General features: G+C 41.5%; 22 protein-coding genes. 18 read left to right on the top strand and 4 right to left on the bottom strand.

The window, feature by feature from the left end:
• Positions 1-134 precede the first annotated feature (134 nt).
• The 4 genes from L1286_RS00935 to rluF all read left to right on the top strand — a co-directional run bounded on the left by L1286_RS00935 (position 135) and on the right by rluF (position 4,519).
• Positions 135-1,352, top strand: a complete 1,218-nt coding sequence (locus L1286_RS00935) for an EAL and HDOD domain-containing protein (protein WP_235405014.1) — start codon at positions 135-137, stop codon at positions 1,350-1,352.
• Positions 1,352-2,437, top strand: coding sequence for a DUF418 domain-containing protein (locus L1286_RS00930; protein WP_235405013.1), 1,086 nt, complete (start codon positions 1,352-1,354; stop codon positions 2,435-2,437). The genes L1286_RS00935 and L1286_RS00930 overlap by 1 nt, the downstream gene beginning before the upstream one ends.
• Positions 2,434-3,537, top strand: coding sequence for an ABC transporter substrate-binding protein (locus L1286_RS00925; protein ID WP_235405011.1), 1,104 nt, complete (start codon positions 2,434-2,436; stop codon positions 3,535-3,537). The genes L1286_RS00930 and L1286_RS00925 overlap by 4 nt, the downstream gene beginning before the upstream one ends.
• Positions 3,538-3,622: 85 nt before the next feature.
• Positions 3,623-4,519 carry a 23S rRNA pseudouridine(2604) synthase RluF gene (gene rluF, locus L1286_RS00920; RefSeq protein WP_235405010.1) on the top strand — a complete coding sequence of 299 codons (897 nt, stop codon included), beginning with the start codon at positions 3,623-3,625 and terminating at the stop codon, positions 4,517-4,519.
• Between the two features lie 20 nt (positions 4,520-4,539).
• Here rluF and L1286_RS00915 read toward each other — a convergent pair whose 3' ends face one another.
• Together L1286_RS00915 and L1286_RS00910 are read right to left on the bottom strand one after the other, a co-directional pair.
• Positions 4,540-7,605, bottom strand: a complete 3,066-nt coding sequence (locus tag L1286_RS00915; protein WP_235405009.1) for an efflux RND transporter permease subunit — start codon at positions 7,603-7,605, stop codon at positions 4,540-4,542.
• Position 7,606: 1 nt separating this feature from the next.
• Positions 7,607-8,686, bottom strand: a complete 1,080-nt coding sequence (locus tag L1286_RS00910; RefSeq protein WP_235405008.1) for an efflux RND transporter periplasmic adaptor subunit — start codon at positions 8,684-8,686, stop codon at positions 7,607-7,609.
• Between the two features lie 107 nt (positions 8,687-8,793).
• Here L1286_RS00910 and L1286_RS00905 point away from each other — a divergent pair, with 107 nt between their 5' ends.
• From L1286_RS00905 to hupB, 14 genes are all read left to right on the top strand, one after another.
• On the top strand, positions 8,794-9,693 hold the full coding sequence (locus tag L1286_RS00905) for a LysR family transcriptional regulator (RefSeq protein WP_235405007.1): 900 nt from the start codon (positions 8,794-8,796) through the stop codon (positions 9,691-9,693).
• Positions 9,677-9,982, top strand: a complete 306-nt coding sequence (locus tag L1286_RS00900) for an MGMT family protein (protein ID WP_235405006.1) — start codon at positions 9,677-9,679, stop codon at positions 9,980-9,982. Before L1286_RS00905 ends, L1286_RS00900 begins: the two co-directional genes overlap by 17 nt.
• 116 nt (positions 9,983-10,098) lie before the next feature.
• A complete protein-coding gene (locus tag L1286_RS00895) occupies positions 10,099-10,674 on the top strand; it encodes an LON peptidase substrate-binding domain-containing protein (RefSeq protein WP_328284181.1) in 576 nt (191 codons plus the stop codon).
• Positions 10,675-10,733: 59 nt separating this feature from the next.
• Positions 10,734-11,357 (top strand): sigma-70 family RNA polymerase sigma factor, encoded by a 624-nt coding sequence (locus L1286_RS00890; RefSeq protein WP_235405004.1) that lies wholly within the window; start codon positions 10,734-10,736, stop codon positions 11,355-11,357.
• On the top strand, positions 11,350-12,000 hold the full coding sequence (locus tag L1286_RS00885; protein WP_235405003.1) for a ChrR family anti-sigma-E factor: 651 nt from the start codon (positions 11,350-11,352) through the stop codon (positions 11,998-12,000). Before L1286_RS00890 ends, L1286_RS00885 begins: the two co-directional genes overlap by 8 nt.
• Positions 12,000-12,971: a YbgA family protein gene (locus L1286_RS00880; RefSeq protein WP_235405002.1), complete on the top strand. Its 972-nt coding sequence runs from the start codon at positions 12,000-12,002 to the stop codon at positions 12,969-12,971. The genes L1286_RS00885 and L1286_RS00880 overlap by 1 nt, the downstream gene beginning before the upstream one ends.
• Positions 12,968-14,350: a deoxyribodipyrimidine photo-lyase gene (gene phrB, locus L1286_RS00875; protein WP_235405001.1), complete on the top strand. Its 1,383-nt coding sequence runs from the start codon at positions 12,968-12,970 to the stop codon at positions 14,348-14,350. Before L1286_RS00880 ends, phrB begins: the two co-directional genes overlap by 4 nt.
• Positions 14,351-14,353: 3 nt before the next feature.
• Positions 14,354-14,779 carry a nuclear transport factor 2 family protein gene (locus tag L1286_RS00870; protein WP_235405000.1) on the top strand — a complete coding sequence of 142 codons (426 nt, stop codon included), beginning with the start codon at positions 14,354-14,356 and terminating at the stop codon, positions 14,777-14,779.
• Positions 14,776-15,498 carry an SDR family NAD(P)-dependent oxidoreductase gene (locus tag L1286_RS00865; RefSeq protein ID WP_235404999.1) on the top strand — a complete coding sequence of 241 codons (723 nt, stop codon included), beginning with the start codon at positions 14,776-14,778 and terminating at the stop codon, positions 15,496-15,498. Before L1286_RS00870 ends, L1286_RS00865 begins: the two co-directional genes overlap by 4 nt.
• The gene (locus L1286_RS00860; protein ID WP_235404998.1) at positions 15,495-16,748 is read left to right on the top strand and encodes an NAD(P)/FAD-dependent oxidoreductase; all 1,254 of its coding nucleotides are present in this window, start codon (positions 15,495-15,497) and stop codon (positions 16,746-16,748) included. The genes L1286_RS00865 and L1286_RS00860 overlap by 4 nt, the downstream gene beginning before the upstream one ends.
• Entirely contained in the window at positions 16,745-17,470 is a 726-nt protein-coding gene (locus L1286_RS00855; protein ID WP_235404997.1) for a DUF1365 domain-containing protein, read from the top strand. The genes L1286_RS00860 and L1286_RS00855 overlap by 4 nt, the downstream gene beginning before the upstream one ends.
• A 1-nt stretch (position 17,471) precedes the next feature.
• The gene (locus L1286_RS00850; RefSeq protein WP_235404996.1) at positions 17,472-18,734 is read left to right on the top strand and encodes an SAM-dependent methyltransferase; all 1,263 of its coding nucleotides are present in this window, start codon (positions 17,472-17,474) and stop codon (positions 18,732-18,734) included.
• Positions 18,706-19,236 carry a DUF2878 domain-containing protein gene (locus tag L1286_RS00845; protein WP_235404995.1) on the top strand — a complete coding sequence of 177 codons (531 nt, stop codon included), beginning with the start codon at positions 18,706-18,708 and terminating at the stop codon, positions 19,234-19,236. Before L1286_RS00850 ends, L1286_RS00845 begins: the two co-directional genes overlap by 29 nt.
• Before the next feature lie 138 nt (positions 19,237-19,374).
• Positions 19,375-19,650, top strand: a complete 276-nt coding sequence (hupB, locus tag L1286_RS00840; RefSeq protein WP_065790216.1) for a nucleoid-associated protein HU-beta — start codon at positions 19,375-19,377, stop codon at positions 19,648-19,650.
• 83 nt (positions 19,651-19,733) lie between these two features.
• On the opposite strand, the gene ilvN is transcribed toward hupB, so the two are convergent.
• The gene (gene ilvN, locus L1286_RS00835) at positions 19,734-20,231 is read right to left on the bottom strand and encodes an acetolactate synthase small subunit (RefSeq protein ID WP_235404994.1); all 498 of its coding nucleotides are present in this window, start codon (positions 20,229-20,231) and stop codon (positions 19,734-19,736) included.
• A complete protein-coding gene (locus L1286_RS00830; RefSeq protein WP_235404993.1) occupies positions 20,231-21,952 on the bottom strand; it encodes an acetolactate synthase 3 large subunit in 1,722 nt (573 codons plus the stop codon). The genes ilvN and L1286_RS00830 overlap by 1 nt, the downstream gene beginning before the upstream one ends.
• Positions 21,953-22,458: the final 506 nt, after the last annotated feature.

Raw genomic sequence — 22,458 nt, 5'->3', positions numbered from 1 at the left:
TAGCAATACAAAATTAGTACTTTAATGTTTTAGTTTGATTTTATTTATCAGAAATTCGGGTTAAAATTATTAAATATAATTAAAAGGTATAGAACAAAAGTACTGTTATTAAACAGTAAGCTAGGAGCGATGATTTGAAAGTGTTTGTGGCTCGCCAGGCCATTTTTAATCGCAAAAAGCACGTGGTAGCTTATGAGCTGTTATTTCGTGATGGAACGAAAAACAGCTTTCCCAATATCGCTGAAAACGCTGCTACTGCTAGGCTGATCATGGACAATCAGCTTAATTTAGGGACTAGGTATTTAACCTCGGGAAAGAAGGCACTAATCAACATCGGTGAAGAGTCATTACATCAAGAGTTAGCGCAGTTTTTGCCTACTGACGACGTGATCCTTGAACTACTGGAAACAATTCCACCCACAACAGAAAACTACGAAAAAGTCAGGCAGTTATTCCACAATAACTTTCGTCTAGCGCTGGATGATTTCAATTATTCTAAGGAGTGGGAGCCATTCTTAAAGTTGGCCAGATTGGTAAAGTTTGATTTAATCCAGAGTCCACTCGACGAAATTGCCCCGCTTGTGGAAGAGCTTAGAAAGCGTAAAAACCTGCAACTGTTAGCCGAAAAAGTAGAAACAGAAGAAGAGTTTTTACAAGCCAAGGAAATGGGGTTTAATTTTTTTCAGGGATACTTCTTCGCTAAACCGACGATGATCGCACAAAATGACATTGAAATTAATTACGCCATTGTCATGTTGATTTATTCCGAAGCTTTGAAACCGAATATGAATATTCCTCGTATTGCAGAGCTTTTCGCACAAGATACCGCACTGGCCTACAAGTTACTTAGGCTTATAAATTCGGGTGTTTTCCCAATTAAAAATCGCATTGAGTCACTTAAGCAGGCGCTTGTATATTTAGGCCATGAACGCATTATAAAATTTGTAAACCTGATTATGACAGCGCATGTCGCAGAGCAAAAGCCAACGGAACTCACTCGATTATGTATCGTTCGTTCAAGGTTTTGCGAGTTAATCAGCAAACAGGTCGCCCCCTCTATGGCCAGCATGAGTTTTTTAACAGGGTTATTTTCTCTACTGGATGCGATTTTAGACAAACCGATGGAAGTGGTTGTTGAGCGGCTACCTTTTCCTGAGATGTTGCATGACGCATTACTCGGTGAATCAAATACTTTGTTTTATATTTTAAACATTGTTCGGGCTTACGAAAGCGGAAGTTGGTGGGCTATGCAAGAAGCGTGTACGATGTTAAATATGTCTGATGAGAGTTTGCCGGACTTTCATGCTCAGGCTGTTAATTGGGCCGATATGTATCGAGAACATGTCTATTAATGAATAGGGTTGTATTGGTCGATGTGTTAAGAGGGTTTGCGCTATTAGGGCTTCCTCTCACCAACCTTGCTTACATGGCTGACTTCAGTAATGGATATATTGTAGACAAAGAGAACGACGTCGATGTTTTTTTGACGTTCATTATCGATGTATTCGTTCAAGGACGTTTTAGAACTATTTTTTGCATCTTATTTGGTGTGTCTATGTGTCTGTACATAGAAAAGTATGGGCACACGCTGTTCTATCAAAAAGCACAAGCAAGGCTATATGCACTGTGTCTTATAGGGTGTGTTCATGGGGTCCTTCTTTGGCCAGGGGATATTCTGGTCAATTATGCAGTGTCTGGGCTACTTTTAATCTATGTCATTCACCTAGACAGTAAGACCTTATTTAAAATGTCTGTATTGACCATCGTTGCTCCCATTGTTTTACTCGCATATTTAGCCCTCATTTTTAATGAACAGAAAACTGTTGTTATGACACCTCAAATAGATGGTGTGCTGGCGTTTCTTTATCGTAATCTTACTAATTTTGCGGAAATGCTCGCGCTTCTGCCTTTTCTTACGCTTTGGTACACCTTTGGGTTAATGCTTATTGGGGTACTTATTTATCGATCTGGATGGCTCCACTGTGGTGGGGTTTCACCCATGTATTGCGTCTTTATTTTGATGCCATTAGCACTTGTGGGGGCTATCATCGCGAGGTGGTTGTTTTTTGACGAGCACAGAATCGTGTTTGAGGTGATTAATTGGCTGTTTGCCATTCCATTTTGTTTAGCACTTATCAGTTTAGCTGCGCAAGTACCCAACTGGATCGTAAAAAAGGGCCATCTTCTGGCTCTGGCTGGACGTTATTCCTTGTCGCTTTATTTGTTGCAATCGGTGCTTGGGGTTATGGCATTTCAAATCGTCTTGCAAAATTTGCAACTAGAATTGCGGCAAATCCATTTTGTTGCGATATTTGTTTTGTTGACTGTTCTACAATTAAGTCTAGTCTGGTGGTTTTCTCGAATGAATGTCACCGGGCCGGCAGAAATGCTGTTAATAAAGTTACAGGCTGTTATTCAAAAGAGGGTAATTAAATGACATTGTTGAGAGCTGTGCTAATTTTTGTCTTTTTTGTATGTACACCTGTGAGCATCGCAAAACCTAGTTTTTCAGTCTTATTTGTTAATCCTTCGCTTGCCGGAGAACCTTTTTGGGGGAAAGTGCAAAAAATTACCGAGGAAGCCAGTAAGCAGCTGGGCGTTAATATTGATGTGATCTATGGTGATGGCAATCGTCATATTCAATTGGCCGAACTCAAAAAATATCTTGATTACAGAGCCAGTCCAGACTACGTGATTTTAATGCTGTACCCTGGTGGTGCGGAGCAGACTTTAACCATGCTCGACAACTATGGGATCAAATTTATTACGTTAGAGCAGACCATCACAGGGATGGAAAAAGAAGAAATTGGTTACCCCAAGCAACGTTTTGAGCATTGGCTGGGTGAAATTTATTTTGACAATTACCAAGCCGGATTTGACTTAGCCAAGTCACTACATGACAGTGTCATTGCCAGTGGTCACAAAGGCGACGTCAATGGTTTAGCCATCAATGGCCACTATGGTAGCGAATCAGACAAACGCAATCAGGGCGCTGCGGATTACTTTAAAAGTGCAGGCATAAAGCTTCAACAAACCGTTCATGCCAGTTGGTCAAAAGAGCAAGCTTACACTAAAACTCGTCGTTTATTTAAGCGCTATCCTGATACACAACTCATCTGGAGTGCGTCAGATCTGATGGCAATGGGTGCGCAAACTGCAATCAGGCAGCTTCAAAAAGGGGATGTCAAAGTTGCAATTGGTGGTTTTGATTGGTTATCGGATAGTTTGTCCTTGATCCAGAAAGGCCAGCTAAGCGCAACGGTTGGTGGCCATTTTATGATGGGGGGATGGGCATTAATATCAATTTTTGACTTTCATCATGGTAATAAATATTGGCACAAGAACAGCCAAATAACGTTCGAACTATCGGCAATCACGCGTGACAATATAAGCGAGTATATCTGGATATCTAATAATCCTGACTGGTCAAGAATAGACTATAAACAATTCAGTATTTTAGATAAAAAGCAGACGCGCTATGACTTTTCACCCGAGTACCTTAAGCAAAGTACCCAGCAACCGGTTAGCAAACATTAAATGCACATATAGCCAGACGGTTTAATCGATTCATTTTAATCTGATTTAGATATACAATTACGCTTTTTACGATATTGAGATTGGCGTGGATACACCTAAGCGATTAAATAAGTACATAAGCGAAACTGGCTTTTGTAGCAGAAGGGAAGCTGACACCATTATTGGTGAAGGTCGAGTTTCAGTGAATGGTCAAATAGCCGAGATGGGCCTTAAAGTGACAGATCAGGACGAAATACTAATTGATAGTAAACCACTTAAAGCTAAACCCAAGCAAGTCTACATCGCTTACAACAAGCCTGTTGGGGTGACCTGCACCACTGAGCGTAAAATTAAAAGCAATATTGTTAATGCGATAAATTATCCAGAACGTATTTTCCCCATTGGTCGGCTTGATAGGCCATCTGAAGGTCTGATCTTCCTTACTAACGAGGGAGATATTGTTAATAAGATTCTTCGTGCCGGGAATAATCACGAAAAAGAGTATGTGGTGACGGTTGATAAAGTAATCGATGACCGATTTATAAATGGTATGCGCTCAGGAGTGCCGATCCTAGGCACGGTTACTAAGCCGTGTTTTGTTAAAAAGAATGGCCCTAAAAAATTCACCATTGTACTGACTCAGGGCCTCAATAGACAAATCAGAAGAATGTGTGAGCACTTTGGCTACGAAGTACAAACACTCAAACGTGTTCGTATCATGAATGTCAACCTGAACGGTCTTCGAGCTGGAGAGTGGCGCCACTTGAGCGACAAAGAAATGGCTGAAATCAATGCATCTATTGAAGGTTCTTCTAAAACTGAAGAGGCATCTATCGATGGAAAAAAACGAGCTAAACCCAAAAGTAAAGCACCTAAGCAGTATGATGACACTAAGCCTAAAAGAAGCAGGGAACGAACTAAGCCTATTCAGGCTAAAAAAACCACAAAGTCAACGCAACGGGTTAAAGGTACCTTATCATTGAATAATAAAAATGGCCGCTAAGCGGCCATTTTTATCAATTTTTATACATGTTGTGGTGCTTTGATTTTAAATGCCAGGCAGTAAACCACGGGGATAACAATCAGCGTTAAGATTGTAGCGAATCCCAAACCAAACATAATGGTAACGGCCATTGATTTAAAGAATACGTCAAACAATAACGGTATCATACCTAAAATTGTGGTTATGGCTGCCATTGAAACCGGACGTACACGGCTAACGCCTGAGTCAAAGACTGCTTGATAGGGATCTTTGCCGCTGCTCATTTCTAGATTTATCTGATCCATGAGTACAATTCCATTTTTGATTAACATGCCCGATAAACTCAGCAATCCAAGCAACGCCATAAAGCTAAATGGTGCTTGGAAAATGACCAAGCCAGCAGTAACACCAATAATGGCAAGTGGCACCGTACTCCAGATTACAAGCGGCTTACGTATTGAGTTGAAAAGTAATACAGTAATCATAAACATACTCAAATAGCCAATAGGTAGTGAGCCAAATATTGCTTTTTGAGCATCTGTTGAAGACTCATATTCGCCGCCCCATTCCATTGTGTAGCCTTGTGGTAATTCAATTGCCTCGATATCCGCTTTTACTCTTGCAAACAGTTTCGCAGGTGTTTCATTACCAATGACATCATGGTCCGCCATAACGGTGATGGTACGTTTTCTGTCGCGGCGCATAATTAAGCTGTCTTCCCAAACAACTTCAAAGCTATCGACTATTTGACTTGCAGAGACATAGACATTTAGTACTGGACTAAAGACCTGTAAATCCTGTAAGTTTTCGACACTGTATCTTTCCGTTTCTGGAGAGCGCGCCACGATAGGTAGCAATTTTGTACCATCACGATACAGCCCAACCTGAGCACCAGACAGACTCGTCAATAGCAATTGGTCAAGATCTGTTTTACTGATCCCCAAACGGCGAGCTTTTTGCTCATTGAATACAGGTTGAAGTACCTTACTTCTTTCACGCCAATCATCACGAATGCTATGTGCACCGTCATCTTCAGCAAGTATCACTTTCGCTTTATGTGCTAATTGCCTTAACACAACGGGATCGGGCCCAGAAAACCTTGCTTCAATCTTAGCGTCTGTAGACGGGCCAATCTCCATCCTCTTAATTTTTAATTGACCATCCAATTCATTTTGCGCGGCAAACTCCCTGACCTTGGATATCATCTCAATGACATCCTCTCGGGTTTCAACGCGAATAATCATTTGTCCATAGGCATCATATTGCTTTTCTGGCCCATAGGTCAGCATAAATCTAGGCGCACCTTGACCAATTGTCGTTGTAACTTCTTTGACTGTATCGTGTTGCTTTAAAAATGCTTCGAGTTTCGCAACATTGTCAGCAGTACTTCTGATATCGGCGCCTTGGTAATGCCAGTAGTCTACGTAGAACATTGGGGTATTTGAGGCTGGAAAGAAAGACTGCTTAACAGATTTAAAGCCCATCATTGCACCCACGAGCAGTAGTACCATTGATACCACTGTCGTCCATCGGTTTTTTAAACAGAACTTAAGCAGTGACTTATAAGCAGTGAAAATCGCGCCTTGATATGGGTCGACTTGTTCCGCGTGTTGCGCTGACTGGATCTGTTCTTTAAACAACATGTTGGCAAAAAACGGTGTGAGCGTGATGGCGGTTACCCAGCTCAGTAATAAGGAAATGAAAAGTACCCAAAATAACGAGCCAGCAAATTCTCCACTTGCGTCTGAGCTGAGTCCAATTGGTGCAAAAGCTGTAATGCCGATAACTGTGGCGCCCAGCAATGGCCATTTAGTTTGCTCTACAATATTGACAGCGGCCTTTATCTTACTCTGTCCGCGTTTAAGGTTAATTAAGATTCCCTCAGTGATAACAATGGCATTGTCTACTAACATGCCCAATGCAATAATCAGCGCGCCTAAAGAAATACGCTGAAGATCGATTGCAAACAACTTCATGAAAATGAAGGTACCTAAAACCGTTAATAAAAGAATGCCACCGATGAGGATTCCGCTTTTAACCCCCATAAAAATCAACAAGACGACAATGACAATAGCAACCGCTTCTATCAGGCTAATGATAAATCCATCAACTGACTTTTGAACCTCAGCCGGTTGATTGTAAACAGCGCTGACTTCAACGCCATACGGCCTTTGATATTCAAGTTCGGACAACCTATCTTGAATTGCATAGCCAACATCTACAACATTGACGCCTGACGTAAATGAGATCCCGAGTAATAGAGCTCGCGCTTGATTAAAGCGTGTGATGTGGTTTGGTACCTCTTGGTACTCTCTCGACACGCTTGCTACATCACCAAGGTAGATGAGCTCTTTAGCGCCAGGCTGAGAAATCAACAAGCCTTCTAATTCAGAAACATCTGTAAATTCGCCGGTAGGATGAAGTCGAATAGACTCGTTCCCGACACGAATTTTACCAGCGTTTGACACTGTATTTTGCGTCTGAAGCAATGAGAAAATATGATTTGGAGAAATACCTAAGTGAGATAATTTCTGTGTTGAGATTTCTACAATGACCTGTGGCTGCTGTTCGCCCGCGACAGTGACCTTACTTACTCCATTTACGAGGACAAGCTCTCTACGTAAAAAATCGACATAATCTTTTAGCTCATCATATGAATAGCCATCGCCCGTTACCCCGTAAAGCATGCCGTAGACATCTGCGAAATCATCGATAATACTGGGAGGGTTTACGCCAGGTGGTAGTTGAGGTGAAAGGTCATTGATCTTCCTTCTGAGTTCATCCCAAATTTGTTTCAGGTCTTCTTTTCTGTAAGTACTCTTCATTTCAACTGAAATCTGAGACTTTCCAGGCGACGAGATAGACGTGACGTAATCAACATATGGCAGGCTTTGAATAGCATTTTCAATAGGGTATGTAACTTCTTCTTCTACCTGCTGTGGCGACGCACCGGGGTAGGTGGTAATTACCATTGCTTTTTTAAGCGTGAACTCAGGATCTTCCAGTTGTCCAAGCCCAAAGTAAGAAACGGTGCCCGCTGCTAGCAACAGGACAGCAAACATCGCGCTAATAACTTTGTTCTCAATTGACCATTGTGCCAAGCTCATATTATAAGCCTCGCTCTTTGGTCCATGGTCGTACTTTTAGACCTTCCTTTAAGTGGTGAACGCCAGCAGAAACAATGATCTCACCAGCTTGCAGGCCACTTTTAACTTCAATGCCAGACTGTCTCATCTGTCCAATTTGAATTTGACGCATTGAAACGATACCAGTGTCGGTATCAAATACCCAAACATACTGGTTGCCTTCAAGCTGTTCATTTGGTGATGAAAATACGGCTTCAGTAGGTACGATAAGTGTTTTTTTGGCAAGGTTAGTGACTTTACTTGGGTCGATATATACGTGCCCGGTCATACCTGCAAGTAGGTTAAAGTCCTCAGGTATTGGCAATGAAAAGACCACTTTATATGTCAACGTGACGGGATCTGCTTGTGTATCCCACTCTTTAATCGTCAACGAGTAAGATTTATCTGGAAAACCATCGAAAACCACGCTTGGGTGATAATCTAAGTCTTTATTCACTCTTGCCACGAGCTTTTCTGGTACTTGAATAACCACATCCATTCGATCTCGTGTCTCAAGACGGAGAATATTCTGTTTTGCGACGATGTTTTCAAAGTTTTTCACAAACACTTTGGCCACTGTGCCATCAAAAGGTGCACGAAGCTCACTATTTTCTAAGTTTGTTTGAGCGATACGATATGCGGACTCGGCAACTTGCTTGTTAGCCAGCGCCTGATCATATTCGGCTTTAGAAGCTGTAGATTTGTTAAATAGGGATTCGATTCGGTTCAGTTGGAGCGCTGTCAGTTCATACTGTGCTTTACGCTGTTGAAATTGTAGTTCAAAATCTTCGGGGTCTAATTTTGCTAATAATTGCCCTTTTTTTACCTCTTGACCCGCCAAAATAGGAAAGTCTATCAACTCTCCATTTACTCGAAATGCAAGGTAAGACCCCTGATTAGCAACAACCTCCGCAGGAAAGTGGCGCAAAGTTGCTGCGGCTGGGTCATTTACGGTATGAAGTTTTACAGGGCGAACGAGTTCTTGTTCTGTTTGGGTAATGACTTCATCTTGGCAGGCTCCTAGTAACAGGGCTGTAGATAATACGAATGCGCGTTTAAACACTAAGGTTACTCCGAAATGTATGACTCCTAAACTAATGTAGTGCAGGATATATAAATTAGTACTAAAATAAAAATTATAAAAAATTAGAAAAACCATAAATAAAAATTATGAAGTTGTCAGATCTAGAAGTGCTGCATGTTGTAGCGCAATCAGCCAGTTTAAATGATGCTGCGAAACGCTTATTTAAAACACAACCTGCTATTACACAAGCAATTAAAAGGCTCAGTAATGAGCTCGGGTTTGCACTTGTTACGAGAGAAGCCTATCGAATCAAGCTTACAGAGGAAGGCCAGCGGTTTTATAAAGAGGCCATTAAGTTAATCGAACATCATGAAAATTTGAAAGCGATGGCATCGGATTTAGCACAAGGCAATGAGCCGAAGTACAATATTTGCTATGAGGCAATGAGTTATGATTATGGCTGTAACGAGCTGATAAAGCGTGCATTCCAAGAATACCCATCGACGGCATTCGAAATAACCAGCGGGAAACGGTTTGTGGCTTTAGAAAGGGTCAATCAGGGGCTTTCTGATATTGGCATAGGGCCTTGGTTTAATTTGTTCCACGCAACAGGTGATTTAGAGTCCATCGCAATCGGTGAGGTAAAACTCGGTATTGTGGCAAAAAAAGGGTTAATGCCAAAAAAGGTAACATTTGAAGAACTTAATCAGTATCCTTGCTTGGCAATGAAGGAAAGCGGATTCGAGTTTGACAGCGACCGATTAGAGTACTCTAAAAGCATGAGCGTTATGAAGCTAGACGACATCTCCACGATCAAAATGTTCGTCATGCAAGGACTTGGATTCGCCATGGTGACATTAAACCATTGTGAAAAAGAATTGAATGAAGGCATTTTAGAGCAAATAAATGTGGTGGACAGGCAGGATCAATTCAATATAGACATTCATGCCTTTAGACGTCAATTACCACACTACGGTTCGGTTGCGAATTACTTATGGGAAGGGTTCAAAAAGTTAGGAGAAGAATACAATGGAAGAAGAGTTTAAGCGTCGAGTTTATACACTGATCGGCGCGATACCGGCTGGACATGTTGCAACCTATGGCCAGATAGCAAAGTTAGCTGGTGCTCCTCGTCATGCCAGGGCAGTGGGTTTTTTGCTAAAAAACTTGCCGAAAGAAAGTACATTACCCTGGTATCGAGTGATTAATGGACAAGGAAAAATTTCTTTTCCTGAAGACTCTGAAAAATTTGTCGAGCAACAGGAAAGGTTGTTGGCGGAAGGGGTAAAAATGTGTTCAGGTAAAGTGTCTTTAAGGACTTTTCAATGGCAGTAACGCGTTGACTATTAGGACTTGAATACATCAAAAAGGTGTCGTAATTATTCAATTTAATTGATCGGTTTTGTTTAGGCTGGCGTACATAAGCTTATCTTAAATTTTACTAAATCAATATGAAACGAGCACTTTTTCCCTTACCTATCTTTTTACTGCCCCAAGGGTACACCAGGCTAAGGATTTTTGAACCTAGGTACCTACACATGGTAAAGGTCGCCATGAAAGAAGGGCATGGGTTTATTTTATGTCACTCGGACAAATCGAATGAGCATGGAGTATCGGAACAAGGTGTTTACGTTGAGATTGTTGATTTCTCCCAAGACAAGGGGGGGCAGCTACTGATAGATGTGCACGCAAAGCACTTAGTTACCGTTAATCGAGTGACTGTAGATGACATGAATTTAAGACATGGCGAATGTGATGTAATTTCCGAACCATTATGGACGCTCGGACACAACGAAGAGTTGGTGATTCATGAGAAGCTTGCAGACTTATTGAGAGACTTGTTTGTTATTAATCCTCAGCTTAATACACTTTATAAACAAAAGAATTACGCAAACCCAATCTGGGTTGCAGCTAGGTGGTTGGAATTGCTACCTTTAACACTAGATCAAAAGAAAAAAATACAAAGCTGCAAAAGCTACATCGGAGTAACAAATGTGCTTGCAGAAATTTTTGCAGAGCAGGAGTGATCTCAATGTTTTATCAGCGCGTATAGTCTACTATGTTACTGACTGAGAGCGTTAAAATTATGGTTAGTTTGGAGCAGTCTCAAGATTGCCGTATTCAAAAAGGTAAAAGCGTAGGGATGCAAGAAACCCCTTCAGAGCAGTTAACTCAAGCATTAATAAGAGTCGCCACACACGCAGACAAAAAGGCTTATGCCTATTTGTTTTCCTATTTCGCCCCAAAAATAAAACGATTTGGCATCAAACAATTCGGATCTGAAGCGATGGCAATGGAGCTCGTGCAAGACACCATGACGTCAGTTTGGCGCAAGGCTAAGTTGTATCACCACGACAAAGGCGCGGCAACTACGTGGGTATACACAATCATGAGAAACGCATCATTTGACGCGTTGAGAAAAATAAAGAGCAATCGAGAAGACAATTTAAGTGAAGACATTTGGCCCTTGTTCCATGACGAGCAAGTATGTGAAAAGAGCTTTAAAGATCACTTGCAGACCAATCAACTGAAAGAGAAGATCAAAAACCTACCAGCACCTCAAAGAGATGTGGTGGTGGGTGTGTACTTTGAAGACATGACGCAAGAACAACTCGCGCAACATTTAGATATCCCAGTCGGGACAGTGAAGTCACGCCTACGCTTGGCGTTGAAAAAGTTAAAAGTAGAGTTGGGAGAGCATCATGATTAAATATCACCCATCAAAACAGCTAATGCAAAAACACATCGCAGGAGAATTACCTGCTGGGTTGAGTGTCGCGATTTCAGCACACATTGAAATGTGTGATGAATGCAGTAGAGAGTTCGATCTACTAGAAGCAAAGCAGGCTTTAGCTGTGTTTGAAACAGAGTCGAATGGCGCAGATGATGATGAATTTGAGCACATGATGGAAAGTATAACGTCGTTAGCTATGTACGACGAGTTAATTCCCCACAGCGCGGATTATTTTGAATATCAAGGTAAACAAGTGCAGTTGCCACGTGCCATCGCTGCGTTGAAGCTAGGCAGTTTTATCAACGCTGGTAAAGTGTCAAGAGCAAGGTTTGAACTGGAAGAAGGTCCATTAAGAAGTAGCCTTTTACATATTAAACCAGGTGGAGAAATTCCAGAACACACACATACTGGTTTTGAGCTAACATTATTATTAGACGGTACATTTGAAGATGAGAGCGGTAAATATGTACCTGGTGATTTTATTATGTTGGACGGGCGTCATAATCATACGCCGAAAACTGAAGACGGTTGCTTATGCTTTACCCTAGTGGATAACGCTTTACACTTTAACAAAGGCTTAAGCAAATTACTTAACCCTATTGGAAAGTTGATTTACTAATGACTTACACAGAAAAGCATTTTGAAACTGCGATTCAAATTGGACTTAGTGCATGTCTAGGTGGGGATCGCGTACGTTTTGATAAAGGCCATAAACGCTCAAATTTTTGCATGGACGAGTTTGTTAACCATGTAGAGTACGTTAAGTTTTGTCCAGAAGTAGCCATTGGCATGCCAATACCACGTAACACCATTCGCCAAGTACGATACGGTGATGTGATCAGGGTATGTCGTCCTGATGGTAGCGGTGATGTGGGTCCTAAGTTAACCGAGTATGGCGAGAGAATAGCGAAAACAAAAGCCAAGGAGCTTTCGGGATTTGTTTTTTGCGCCAAAAGTCCAAGTTGCGGCATGGAGCGTGTAAAAGTCTATAACGACACAGGCACTGGCGCGTCTGCAGAAGGCATCGGCGCGTTCGCCGAGCAGATCATGAAGCATAACCCTTTATTACCTTGCGAAGAAAATGGACGTCTGAATGACATGCATTTGCGTGAGAACTTTGTGATGCGTGTATACGTTTACAAGTCTTGGCAGGAACTAATTCGTAAATCAGTGAGTAAGAAAGTGTTGACTGATTTTCATGCGCAACACAAATATCTTTTAATGAGTCACAACTATGGCGCATACAGGACACTCGGAAGGTTACTTGCTGAAGGGGATGCTAATGAGTGTGAGGCGCTCGCACAAGATTATATATCAGGTTTGATGCAAGCTCTTAAGAAGCCGGCGAGTCGAAAGGGGCAGGCTAACACGTTAGCGCATCTACAAGGTTATTTTAAAAATGACATTTCGCAGGTCGAAAAGGCTGAAATGGTTGAGGCCATAAACGAATATAGAAAGGGCCTAGTGCCGCTTAATGTGCCGCTTACCTTGCTTAAACATCATTTACGCGTACACCCCAAGGCATACTTACAACAGCAAGTGTACTTTAACCCTTATCCAAGTGATTTAAAATTAAGGTTCGCAATTTGAGAAATCCAATTTTCTGGTTCAGGCGCGATTTACGGCTTCATGGTAACGAAGCGCTTATTGAAGCGATTAACAACGGCGCCAAAGAGGCGCTGTTTTTTGTGTGTGAAAAACAGTGGCAGACACATAACACCAGCAACATACAAATAGATTTATTGAAAAGACGTGTTAACTATTTGGGGGGAGAGCTTGCTAAGTTGGGGGTTAAGCTCAATGTCATTGAAACCGAAAACTTTGATTCGTTACCCGCTTCTCTTGCACTGTTTCTAAAAAACAATCACATCTCAGAGATCTATGCAAATAGAGAGTATGAGGTAAACGAACTCAACAGAGATAAAGCGTGCAGTGCAATGGGGTACGCGCTTCATTTGTATGATGGTGATGTTTTGTCACCGCCCGGAAGCATTGTGACCAAAGGGGGGGAAATGTTCAAAGTATTTACTCCTTTCAAAAAAGCTTGGTTATCAATTAATAGCAACCGCATTTTTTCAGTAGGCGCTAGGCTGCAAGCAATTGGGCCCGCGTTATCGTGGGAAACCCCTAACTTGTTGAGGTCCTGTGGAGAATCGAATAAGTGGCCAGTAGATGATCACGTTATTGAACAAGTCATCGCACAATTTATTTACGAGAAAGTGCATAAATACAGCCAACAACGTGACATACCCAGTATAAAAGGTACATCTGGCTTAAGTCCTTACTTAGCTTTGGGGATTGTTTCAGTTTCTGAGCTAATAGGCCGTGTCCAATCCGAGACACCTGATGTACTTATTCGCACTAAATCAGAGACATTCTCCTTTGTAAATGAATTAATATGGAGAGAGTTTTACAGGCATTTAATGTTTGTTTACCCCAAATTGTGCAAAGGACATAACTTCAACGAAAAATACAACAATATTGAATGGTTGAATCAAGAAAACCAGTTTCAAGCTTGGTGCGAAGGAAGAACTGGTTACCCAATTGTTGATGCGGCAATGCGCCAACTTAACCAAACAGGTTGGATGCATAATAGACTGAGAATGATAGTTGCTAGCTTCTTAACTAAACACCTTTTGATTGATTGGCGTTGGGGAGAGGCTTATTTTATGAGTAAGCTAATCGACGGTGATTTAGCGTCAAATAATGGTGGTTGGCAATGGGCAGCGAGTACGGGTTGTGACGCACAGCCATACTTTCGCATATTTAACCCAATTACACAAAGCGAGAAGTTTGATCCTGAAGGTACTTTTATTCGTAAGTATATACATGAACTTGAATCAGTGCCCGCAAAGTATATTCATTTTCCCCACGAATATCTTAGTGCGTTTGGTGAAAGTGGTTATTCAGCACCTATCGTCGAACATAAGGCAGCGAGGGAAAGAGCGCTTGCTGCATTTAAGGTATAAAATATGGAACAGCACCTTATAAACTTTGTTGATATATATAATAAATTATCGGATAGAAACCTAAGTTTACTGAAAAATATATATGACGAGAATATTGTTTTCATTGACCCGCTCCATGAAGTTGAGGGGTTAGATGAGTTAACAAAATATTTTGAAAACATGTATGCGAATGTGAACTCAATTTCGTTCGAGATAAAAGAGCAGTTCGTCATCGACAATATGGGGTTTCTTTATTGGGACATGAAATTTTCCCACAGTCGATTAAATGGAAAAAAAATTATCACGGTCGCAGGACATAGCAAGTTGACTTTTAAAGGCTCGAAGGTCGTAAATCACAGAGATTATTTTGATGTTGGAGCCTTGCTCTATCGAAATATTCCGCTTCTTGGCAATGTAATAAAAACCATTGAAAAGCGAGCAACATCATGAGTAGCGATGGTCTTAAGAAAGTCATTATCACTGGGGCTACATCTGGCATTGGTGAGGGATTAGTTAAACGGTATTCGACTTGTCACAAAGTCATTGCCTGTGGGCGTAACCAAGAGAAGCTCGTCGATCTCGAATCAAAAAATGTGGAGACTCTGCGCTTTGACATGACTGAAAAGCAACACGTTTTTGATGCCTTTGAAGATTTGGACAGTGTAGATATTGTGATTCTAAATGCAGGCGTCTGTGAGTACATCGACGACGCAACCAATTTCGATGCTTCGCTGTTTGAGCGCATCATACACGCAAATGTGATTGCTACCGGCTATTGCCTAGAAGCATTGATACCAAAAATTAAACCGGGCGGTCAGCTCGTTATTGTCAGTTCTAGCGCGAGCTTTTTGCCGCTGCCTCGGGCGCAAGCTTACGGGGCATCTAAGGCGGCATTAAGCTATTTAACGCGCGTAATGCAAGTTGAGCTGGAACATATAGATGTGACGCTTGTCCATCCTGGGTTTGTAGAAACCCCACTGACAGATAAAAATGATTTTCCAATGCCGTTTTTAGTTTCGGTGGAAAACGCATGCGAAGCAATATTCATAGGTGTTGAAAACCGAAAACGAGAAATACACTTTCCGAAACGCTTCACTCTATTACTCAAGCTGTTTGCATTACTACCATTTAGTTTATGGCAGCCGCTAGCAAAAAGGATAAAACGTTGAAAAAAATAGCGATAATTGGCTCTGGCATTTCTGGTATGACGGCTGCTTATTTACTTAACAAAAAACATGATATTACGCTTTTTGAAAAGGATGACAGGCTCGGTGGTCACACTGCGACAATTGATGTTGATGCACCAGAGGGGCGCATTGCTGTCGATACGGGGTTCATTGTTTTCAATGATAGGACATACCCGCTTTTTGAGAAGTTGCTCGACGAAATAGGGGTTGGTCGAAACCCGACTCAAATGAGTTTCAGTGTCAAAACGGCTGCTCGAGACTTTGAATATAACGGCCATACATTTGCATCATTATTTGCACAGAAACGTAATATCTTTTCTCTGAAGTTTTGGCGCTTTCTATACAATATTGTTAGGTTCAATCGTATCGCCAAAGCGTTGTATCACAGTGGTGATTATTCGGCGCATAAAAACCTTGGTGACTTTTTAGATGCTCACGGGTTTGATGATTTTTTTAAGCGCCACTATATCTTACCCATGGGAGCTGCGATCTGGTCGACGAGTTTGAAAGGAATGCTTGATTTCGAAATACAGTTCTTCATCCGTTTCTTCTACAACCATGGGTTGTTGGACGTTGCGGGTAGACCACAGTGGTACGTTATACCTGGTGGCTCCAAGCAATATATTACCCCTTTGACACAGTCTTATCATGACAAAATTAAGCTGAACGCCAAAATTAAAAATGTGAATCGTGATAATGAGTGTGCAGAGATCGTGTTCGAAAATGGTTCGGTTGAGCGTTTTGACGAAGTGGTGTTCGCTTGTCACTCAGATCAAGCTTTGGCGCTTCTCGGAGACGCAACGCAGACCGAGAAGGCGGTACTAGGTGCAATTGAGTACACGCCAAACAGTGTGGTACTGCATACGGATACCAGCGTGTTGCCAAAAAGAAGAACTGCTTGGGCAAGTTGGAATTACTTGCTTGATGAAGCACAATCAAGACCCGCGACAGTTACCTACCAAATGAATATTTTGCAGAAACTGCAATCCAGCCAGCAGTTTTGCGTCACATTAAATAACGATGAACAAATTTCTGCTAGTAAGATTATTCAAAAGTTTGAGTATTTTCACCCTGTTTTTAACACGCAAAGTATCCAAGCTCAAAAGCGTAAAAACGAGGTCGATGGTGTAAATAGAACCTACTTTTGCGGCGCCTACTGGTTTAACGGATTTCACGAAGATGGCGTGAGAAGCGCAGTGGATGTCGCTAAAAAGTTGGGAGTAGAATTTTGAGAAGTGCCATATATGTGGGGGATGTAAGACACAGACGCTTCTCTGTTTCCTCTCATCATTTTAAATATCCTATGTATATGATGTGTATTGACCTCGATGAACTCGACGATTTAGACGGCATTCATCCGATGTTTGGTACAAAAGGTCGAAAGTTTCTGAAGTTTTGTGAAGACGATTACTTGCAAGGTGAGGGGCGCTGTCTAAAGCAAAGGGCGCTTGACAAGAGTAAAGAGCTTGGCAGAGATGCACAAGGCAGTCACGTTTTGTTGATGGGGCAGTGCAGATGTTTGGGCTATTATTTTAGTCCAGTTAACTTTTACTTTTTTTCCGAAGGTGATGGTAATTACACACATATGATTGCAGAGGTGAGTAACACACCGTGGAATGAGAGACATTATTATCTCGTTCCATTAGGGAAGAAAGTGAACTTTCAAAAGACCTTCCACGTATCACCTTTTATGAATTTAGATATGGAATATCATTGGCATATAAAAGCGCCAGGGCAACATGCGTTTGTCCATATCGAAAATAAGAAACAACGAGAACTTCTTTTTGATGCAACTTTGAGGTTGCACAGAGTAGCGTTAGAGCATCATGCTGTGTCAAAACTGTTAAGGCGGTTTCCGGCGATGACGTTTACGATACTCAAAGGTATTTATTGGCAGGCGTTAAAGCTGTTTATCAAAAAGGTTCCCTTTATTAGTCATCCCGGAAGTTTGTAAGATGGAAAAAACGACGCAACAGTACAGTGAGATAAGCGAAAGTTGGACGAGCAAGGTGTGTAAGAAACTTGTGATGGCTGCGCTTGAACAAATTAGTTGGGGCCACATCACATTGATCGATGGGGACCAACACTACGATTTCGGCACACAAAATACAGAGCACGCAGTCACTATCAATGTATTATCGCAACAGATGTATTCAAAATTTGCATTAGGCGGCAGTGTAGGGGCAGGCGAATCATACATTCTTGGGTACTGGGAGTGTTCTGATCTGACAAAATTAATCGAGATCTTCGTTGTCAATCAAAATGTTCTTGACGAGTTCGAGAAGAAATTCGCTCTGTTGTCTGGGTTTGCGAACAAACTAACACATTTTAAAAATCGTAATACAAAAGCTGGCTCCAAAAAAAATATTGTTGCGCACTATGACTTAGGTAACGATTTATACAGTGCATTTTTAAGCGAAGAAATGCTGTATTCGAGTGCAGTATATCCAACTAACGATGCGACATTAGAAGAAGCACAGAGTCACAAACTAAAAGAGATATGCGAGCAAGTTGACCTCAAAGAAACTGACCATGTCATAGAGATCGGCACTGGCTGGGGCGCTTTTGCAATTTATGCCGCTCAGAATTATGGCTGTCATGTCACTACTACGACGATTTCAGAAGAGCAGCATGCTTACGTAAAAGAGAAGGTAACTGAATTAGGCCTTGAAGACCAAATCACGTTGCTGAAAGACGATTACAGAGAACTGAGTGGTCGTTTCGATAAACTCGTATCAATCGAAATGATTGAGGCTGTAGGTCATGATTACTTGAGTGGTTTTTTTGAAAAATGTAGTACCTTGCTTAAGCCTGACGGTGTCATGTTAATCCAAGCAATCACCATTGCATGTCAACGATATCAACATTATTTGAAGAATTCTGATTTTATCCAGCAGTATATCTTTCCTGGTGGATGCTTACCTTCTATCACCGAAATGAGTAAGCAAATATGCAGCAATACAGACATGGTGGTGCATTCGATTAAAGATATCGGGTTGCATTACGCAAAAACGTTATTTGATTGGCGGGAACGTTTTAATGAGGCATGGCCTTCAATAAACAACCAAAAGTTTGATCAGCGCTTCTACCGTCTATGGGAATTTTATCTGTGCTACTGTGAAGGTGGATTCAAACAAAGAGCCACAAGTGCGGTCCACCTTGTCGCCAGAAAGCCAAGGTATATAAGTGATGATGAGAAAACATTCTGTAATTATTAACTTTATTTTGTTCCAAACAGCGTGGTTCGCCGTATTCTTTTTGCATGAAAACGCAATACCAGTGGTGGCTCTTTCGATCGGTTGTATGGTTTTTATGAGTCTAGATAAAAAGCGTGATTGTACGTTTGTGTTGTTCGGGCTTGTGGTTGGGCTCACGGTAGAATCGTTAGCAAGTGGGTTAGGGCTAATTCGATACAGCGGCGATTGGATACCAACTTGGTTGGTGTTCTTGTGGGCAGCACTCTTATTTAGTTTTAGAGTGTCACTCGCTAAGCTGTTTAGTCTTTCCTTGCCTATACGCTCCATTTTAGTATGGATAGGAGCACCGGGCAGTTATTACGCAGGACAGCAAGCTGGTTTACTCGAGACTATTGAGCCTTTATGGTTGTTCTGGAGTGCGTATGGGTTGCTTTGGTTTTGTGGGTTTGAAGTTTTGAGGATGCTTGACAAGCACCCCAAAATCAAGCGCGAAATAGGTACATCTGAGTTTGTGCGTACCTAATAAAGCTAAATGCGCGCAATATAAGGGCAAACAGTGCGAAATAATTAGCTTATAAGCGAATTTGCACTTGCACTAAGGGCAAAAATGGATAAACATAGAATTCGCTCCGGCAGAAAATAAAAATATAGGAATTTTATAATGAACAAAGCTCAACTAGTTGAAAAGATAGCGAACGACGCTGATATCTCTAAAACGGCAGCTGGCCGTGCATTAGATGCTTTAACTAGTGCTGTAACTGAAGCTCTAAAAGATGGTGACTCAGTAGCACTAGTTGGTTTTGGTACTTTCTCTGTAAAAGAGCGTGCTGCACGCACAGGTCGTAACCCTCAAACAGGTGATGAGATCCAAATTCCAGCAGCGAATATCCCAACGTTTAAAGCTGGTAAAGGCCTTAAAGATCAGGTAAACCTATAATTAGGTAATACTATAACGCCACATGTGAGTGTGGCGCTAAAGGTATGAAAATAAAAGAGAGCTAATACCTCTCTTTTTTGTTTTTAGTTTCTGAGCGCTTTATCTCCACGCCCAATACCAACTGAACCAGAACGAACGACTTCAATAAGATCACTTTCGTGACACAGCATCTTTAAGAAATTTTCAATTTTATCACTGCTACTGCTCATTTGAATGGTGTAGCTTTGTTTCCCCATATCTATGATGGTGCCACCAAATACGTCACTTACGCGGGTGATTGCAGCTCTCGTGGTTTCATTGCGAGCATAGACTTTCACCATTAAAAGTTCACGTTCTACATGACTCACTTCCGTGAGGTCTAGAACTTTTAATACATCTACAAGTTTATTCACTTGTTTAGTAATTTGTTCCACAACGCGATCATCTCCATGAGTCGTAATCGTGATACGTGAGAGTGTCTTGTCATCTGTAGTACCTACAGTTAAGCTGTCGATGTTATATGCACGTTGTGAAAATAACCCTACAATTCTCGACAATGAGCCCGGTTCATTTTCTAACAAGATTGCTAAGATACGTTTCATTATGCTTTTACTCCCTTCTTCAACCACATTTCATCGATAGCACCATGTTTGATTTGCATTGGATATACATGTTCTTTTTCATCTACTCTAATATCTAGAAAGACCAATCGATCGTTGATAGAAAAAGCGTGTTCTAAAGCTTTATCTAACTCATCAGGGTGGTCTACACGGATCCCAACATGACCATAGCTTTCTGCTAAGGCAACAAAATCAGGTAGGGATTCCATATAAGAACTTGAGTGTCGTCCATCGTAAAGCATGTCTTGCCATTGCCTAACCATGCCTAAAGAGCGATTGTTTAAAGAAACGACTTTTACATTTAATCCATATTGAAGACACGTAGAAAGTTCTTGAATATTCATTTGAATTGAGCCGTCGCCAGTAACGCAAACAACCTCATTATCAGGGAACGCAACTTTGACTCCCATGGCTGCTGGGAGGCCAAATCCCATCGTGCCGAGTCCTCCCGAGTTTATCCATTGTCTTGGCTTTTTAAACGGATAATACTGTGCGGCAAACATTTGATGCTGCCCGACATCAGAAGTTACGTAGGCGTCACCATTCGTTATATCGTAGAGCCTTTGAATAACGGTTTGTGGCTTCAATTTGTCTGTTTCTGTGTCGAAGTTCAGGCAATTTTGCGCTCTCCAAGATGTAATGTTATTCCACCACGCTTCTTGAGCACCTCGGTCTATGCCTATACTGCTGTTGTTAATACTTTCTAATATTTGATCAATTACGGTGTCTAAGCATCCAACAACAGGTATATGCGCTTGTATAGTTTTGGATATAGAGGTTGGATCAACGTCAACATGCACAATTTTTGCGTTAGGGCAAAACTTGCTGACATTATTGGTAACACGATCATCAAATCTCGCACCTAGTGCCAATATTACGTCTGCATTCGCCATTGCTTTGTTTGCTTCTAGAGAACCATGCATACCAAGCATACCGATAAAGTTAGGGTGGTTACCGCTGATACCACCTAGACCCATCAGGGTGTTTGTGATGGGGGCATTAAGTTTCTCTACGAGTTCCGTTAGCTTTTGAGAGGTGTTCGAAAGGATAACCCCACCACCTGAATAAATGACGAGTTTTTTGGCGCGAAGAATGGCTTCCACCGCCTTTTTAATCTGCTTTGAATGGCCTTTGGTGTTTGGATTGTAAGTCCGCATCTCAAGTTGTTTGGGCATATCATATTTAAACTTGAGTTGAGGGTTTAATACATCTTTTGGTAATTCAACCACGACTGGACCTGGGCGTCCTGATGCCGCCAAATAAAACGCCTTGGCTAATATTGTAGGAATTTCTTCAGCGTTTCTGCAATTAAAACTATGCTTCACAATAGGCCTAGAACAACCCACAATGTCAGTTTCTTGGAATGCGTCATCACCTATTAGGTTTGAAGGAACTTGGCCCGACAATACAACCATGGGGATTGAGTCCATGTAAGCCGTCGCTATACCCGTAATACAGTTTGTTGCACCAGGCCCCGATGTAGCTAACACTACGCCTGTCTTACCAGTTGCCCGTGCGTAGCCATCGGCCATATGCGTTGCAGCTTGCTCGTGTCGAACCAGTACATGTTCAATATCGGATTGTTCAAATAGCGCATCATAAAGGTCGAGTACTGAACCTCCGGGGTAACCGAATATGAATTGTACATCCAAATTTTTTAGCGCCTTTACAACTAGTTCGGAGCCATTATATTGCTCATTCATTACCTCATTCCTCAGTCAAATAAATTCTTGGCATAAAAAAACCCCGCAAATGGCGGGGTCGATGAAAGCGTTCACTCACACAGGCCCCTATGGACTTTTAACCAAGACCACCACGAGGACTAACTGTACGAGTTTGTTAAACGTCATTTCTATATCTACTTAAATAATCTAAACACCAGTTCATTTAAAGGCCAATTGGGCTTTCTGTCAAGGATTCTGGAGGTGGATCTGCATAATATATCTATTATTTCCGTTGATAAATTTGAAATGTAGTATTTCATTTTTTAAAAATAAGCAGAGCTGCATAAACGCACCTCCGTAAAAGGTGTGATTTTTGCAATTAAAAAGGACTAAGTCTTTAAATTTTATATAAACAGAGAGGTTCGAAAAAGGTGGGTTGAGTGTATGAGTGTATGAGTGTAGAGGGTGTAGTGAGTGTAGAGGGTGTAGAGGGTGTAGTGAGTGGGAGAGGAGCGAATAGCTAAAAGGGCTATTCGCTAAGCACT

Source organism: Pseudoalteromonas sp. SMS1, assembly GCF_021530565.1.
Lineage (GTDB): Bacteria > Pseudomonadota > Gammaproteobacteria > Enterobacterales > Alteromonadaceae > Pseudoalteromonas.
This window is presented reverse-complemented; position numbering and strand designations above follow the sequence as displayed.

Bases quoted from the DNA above. Each gene is read 5' to 3' on its own strand.
- L1286_RS00930 (WP_235405013.1), top strand. From the start codon at position 1,352: ATGAATAGGGTTGTATTGGTCGATGTGTTAAGAGGGTTTGCGCTATTA.
- L1286_RS00925 (WP_235405011.1), top strand. From the start codon at position 2,434: ATGACATTGTTGAGAGCTGTGCTAATTTTTGTCTTTTTTGTATGTACA.
- L1286_RS00915 (WP_235405009.1), bottom strand. From the start codon at position 7,605: ATGAGCTTGGCACAATGGTCAATTGAGAACAAAGTTATTAGCGCGATG.
- L1286_RS00905 (WP_235405007.1), top strand. From the start codon at position 8,794: ATGAAGTTGTCAGATCTAGAAGTGCTGCATGTTGTAGCGCAATCAGCC.
- L1286_RS00900 (WP_235405006.1), top strand. From the start codon at position 9,677: ATGGAAGAAGAGTTTAAGCGTCGAGTTTATACACTGATCGGCGCGATA.
- L1286_RS00895 (WP_328284181.1), top strand. From the start codon at position 10,099: ATGAAACGAGCACTTTTTCCCTTACCTATCTTTTTACTGCCCCAAGGG.
- L1286_RS00890 (WP_235405004.1), top strand. From the start codon at position 10,734: ATGGTTAGTTTGGAGCAGTCTCAAGATTGCCGTATTCAAAAAGGTAAA.
- L1286_RS00885 (WP_235405003.1), top strand. From the start codon at position 11,350: ATGATTAAATATCACCCATCAAAACAGCTAATGCAAAAACACATCGCA.
- L1286_RS00880 (WP_235405002.1), top strand. From the start codon at position 12,000: ATGACTTACACAGAAAAGCATTTTGAAACTGCGATTCAAATTGGACTT.
- L1286_RS00870 (WP_235405000.1), top strand. From the start codon at position 14,354: ATGGAACAGCACCTTATAAACTTTGTTGATATATATAATAAATTATCG.
- L1286_RS00865 (WP_235404999.1), top strand. From the start codon at position 14,776: ATGAGTAGCGATGGTCTTAAGAAAGTCATTATCACTGGGGCTACATCT.
- L1286_RS00850 (WP_235404996.1), top strand. From the start codon at position 17,472: ATGGAAAAAACGACGCAACAGTACAGTGAGATAAGCGAAAGTTGGACG.
- L1286_RS00845 (WP_235404995.1), top strand. From the start codon at position 18,706: ATGATGAGAAAACATTCTGTAATTATTAACTTTATTTTGTTCCAAACA.
- hupB (WP_065790216.1), top strand. From the start codon at position 19,375: ATGAACAAAGCTCAACTAGTTGAAAAGATAGCGAACGACGCTGATATC.
- ilvN (WP_235404994.1), bottom strand. From the start codon at position 20,231: ATGAAACGTATCTTAGCAATCTTGTTAGAAAATGAACCGGGCTCATTG.
- L1286_RS00830 (WP_235404993.1), bottom strand. From the start codon at position 21,952: ATGAATGAGCAATATAATGGCTCCGAACTAGTTGTAAAGGCGCTAAAA.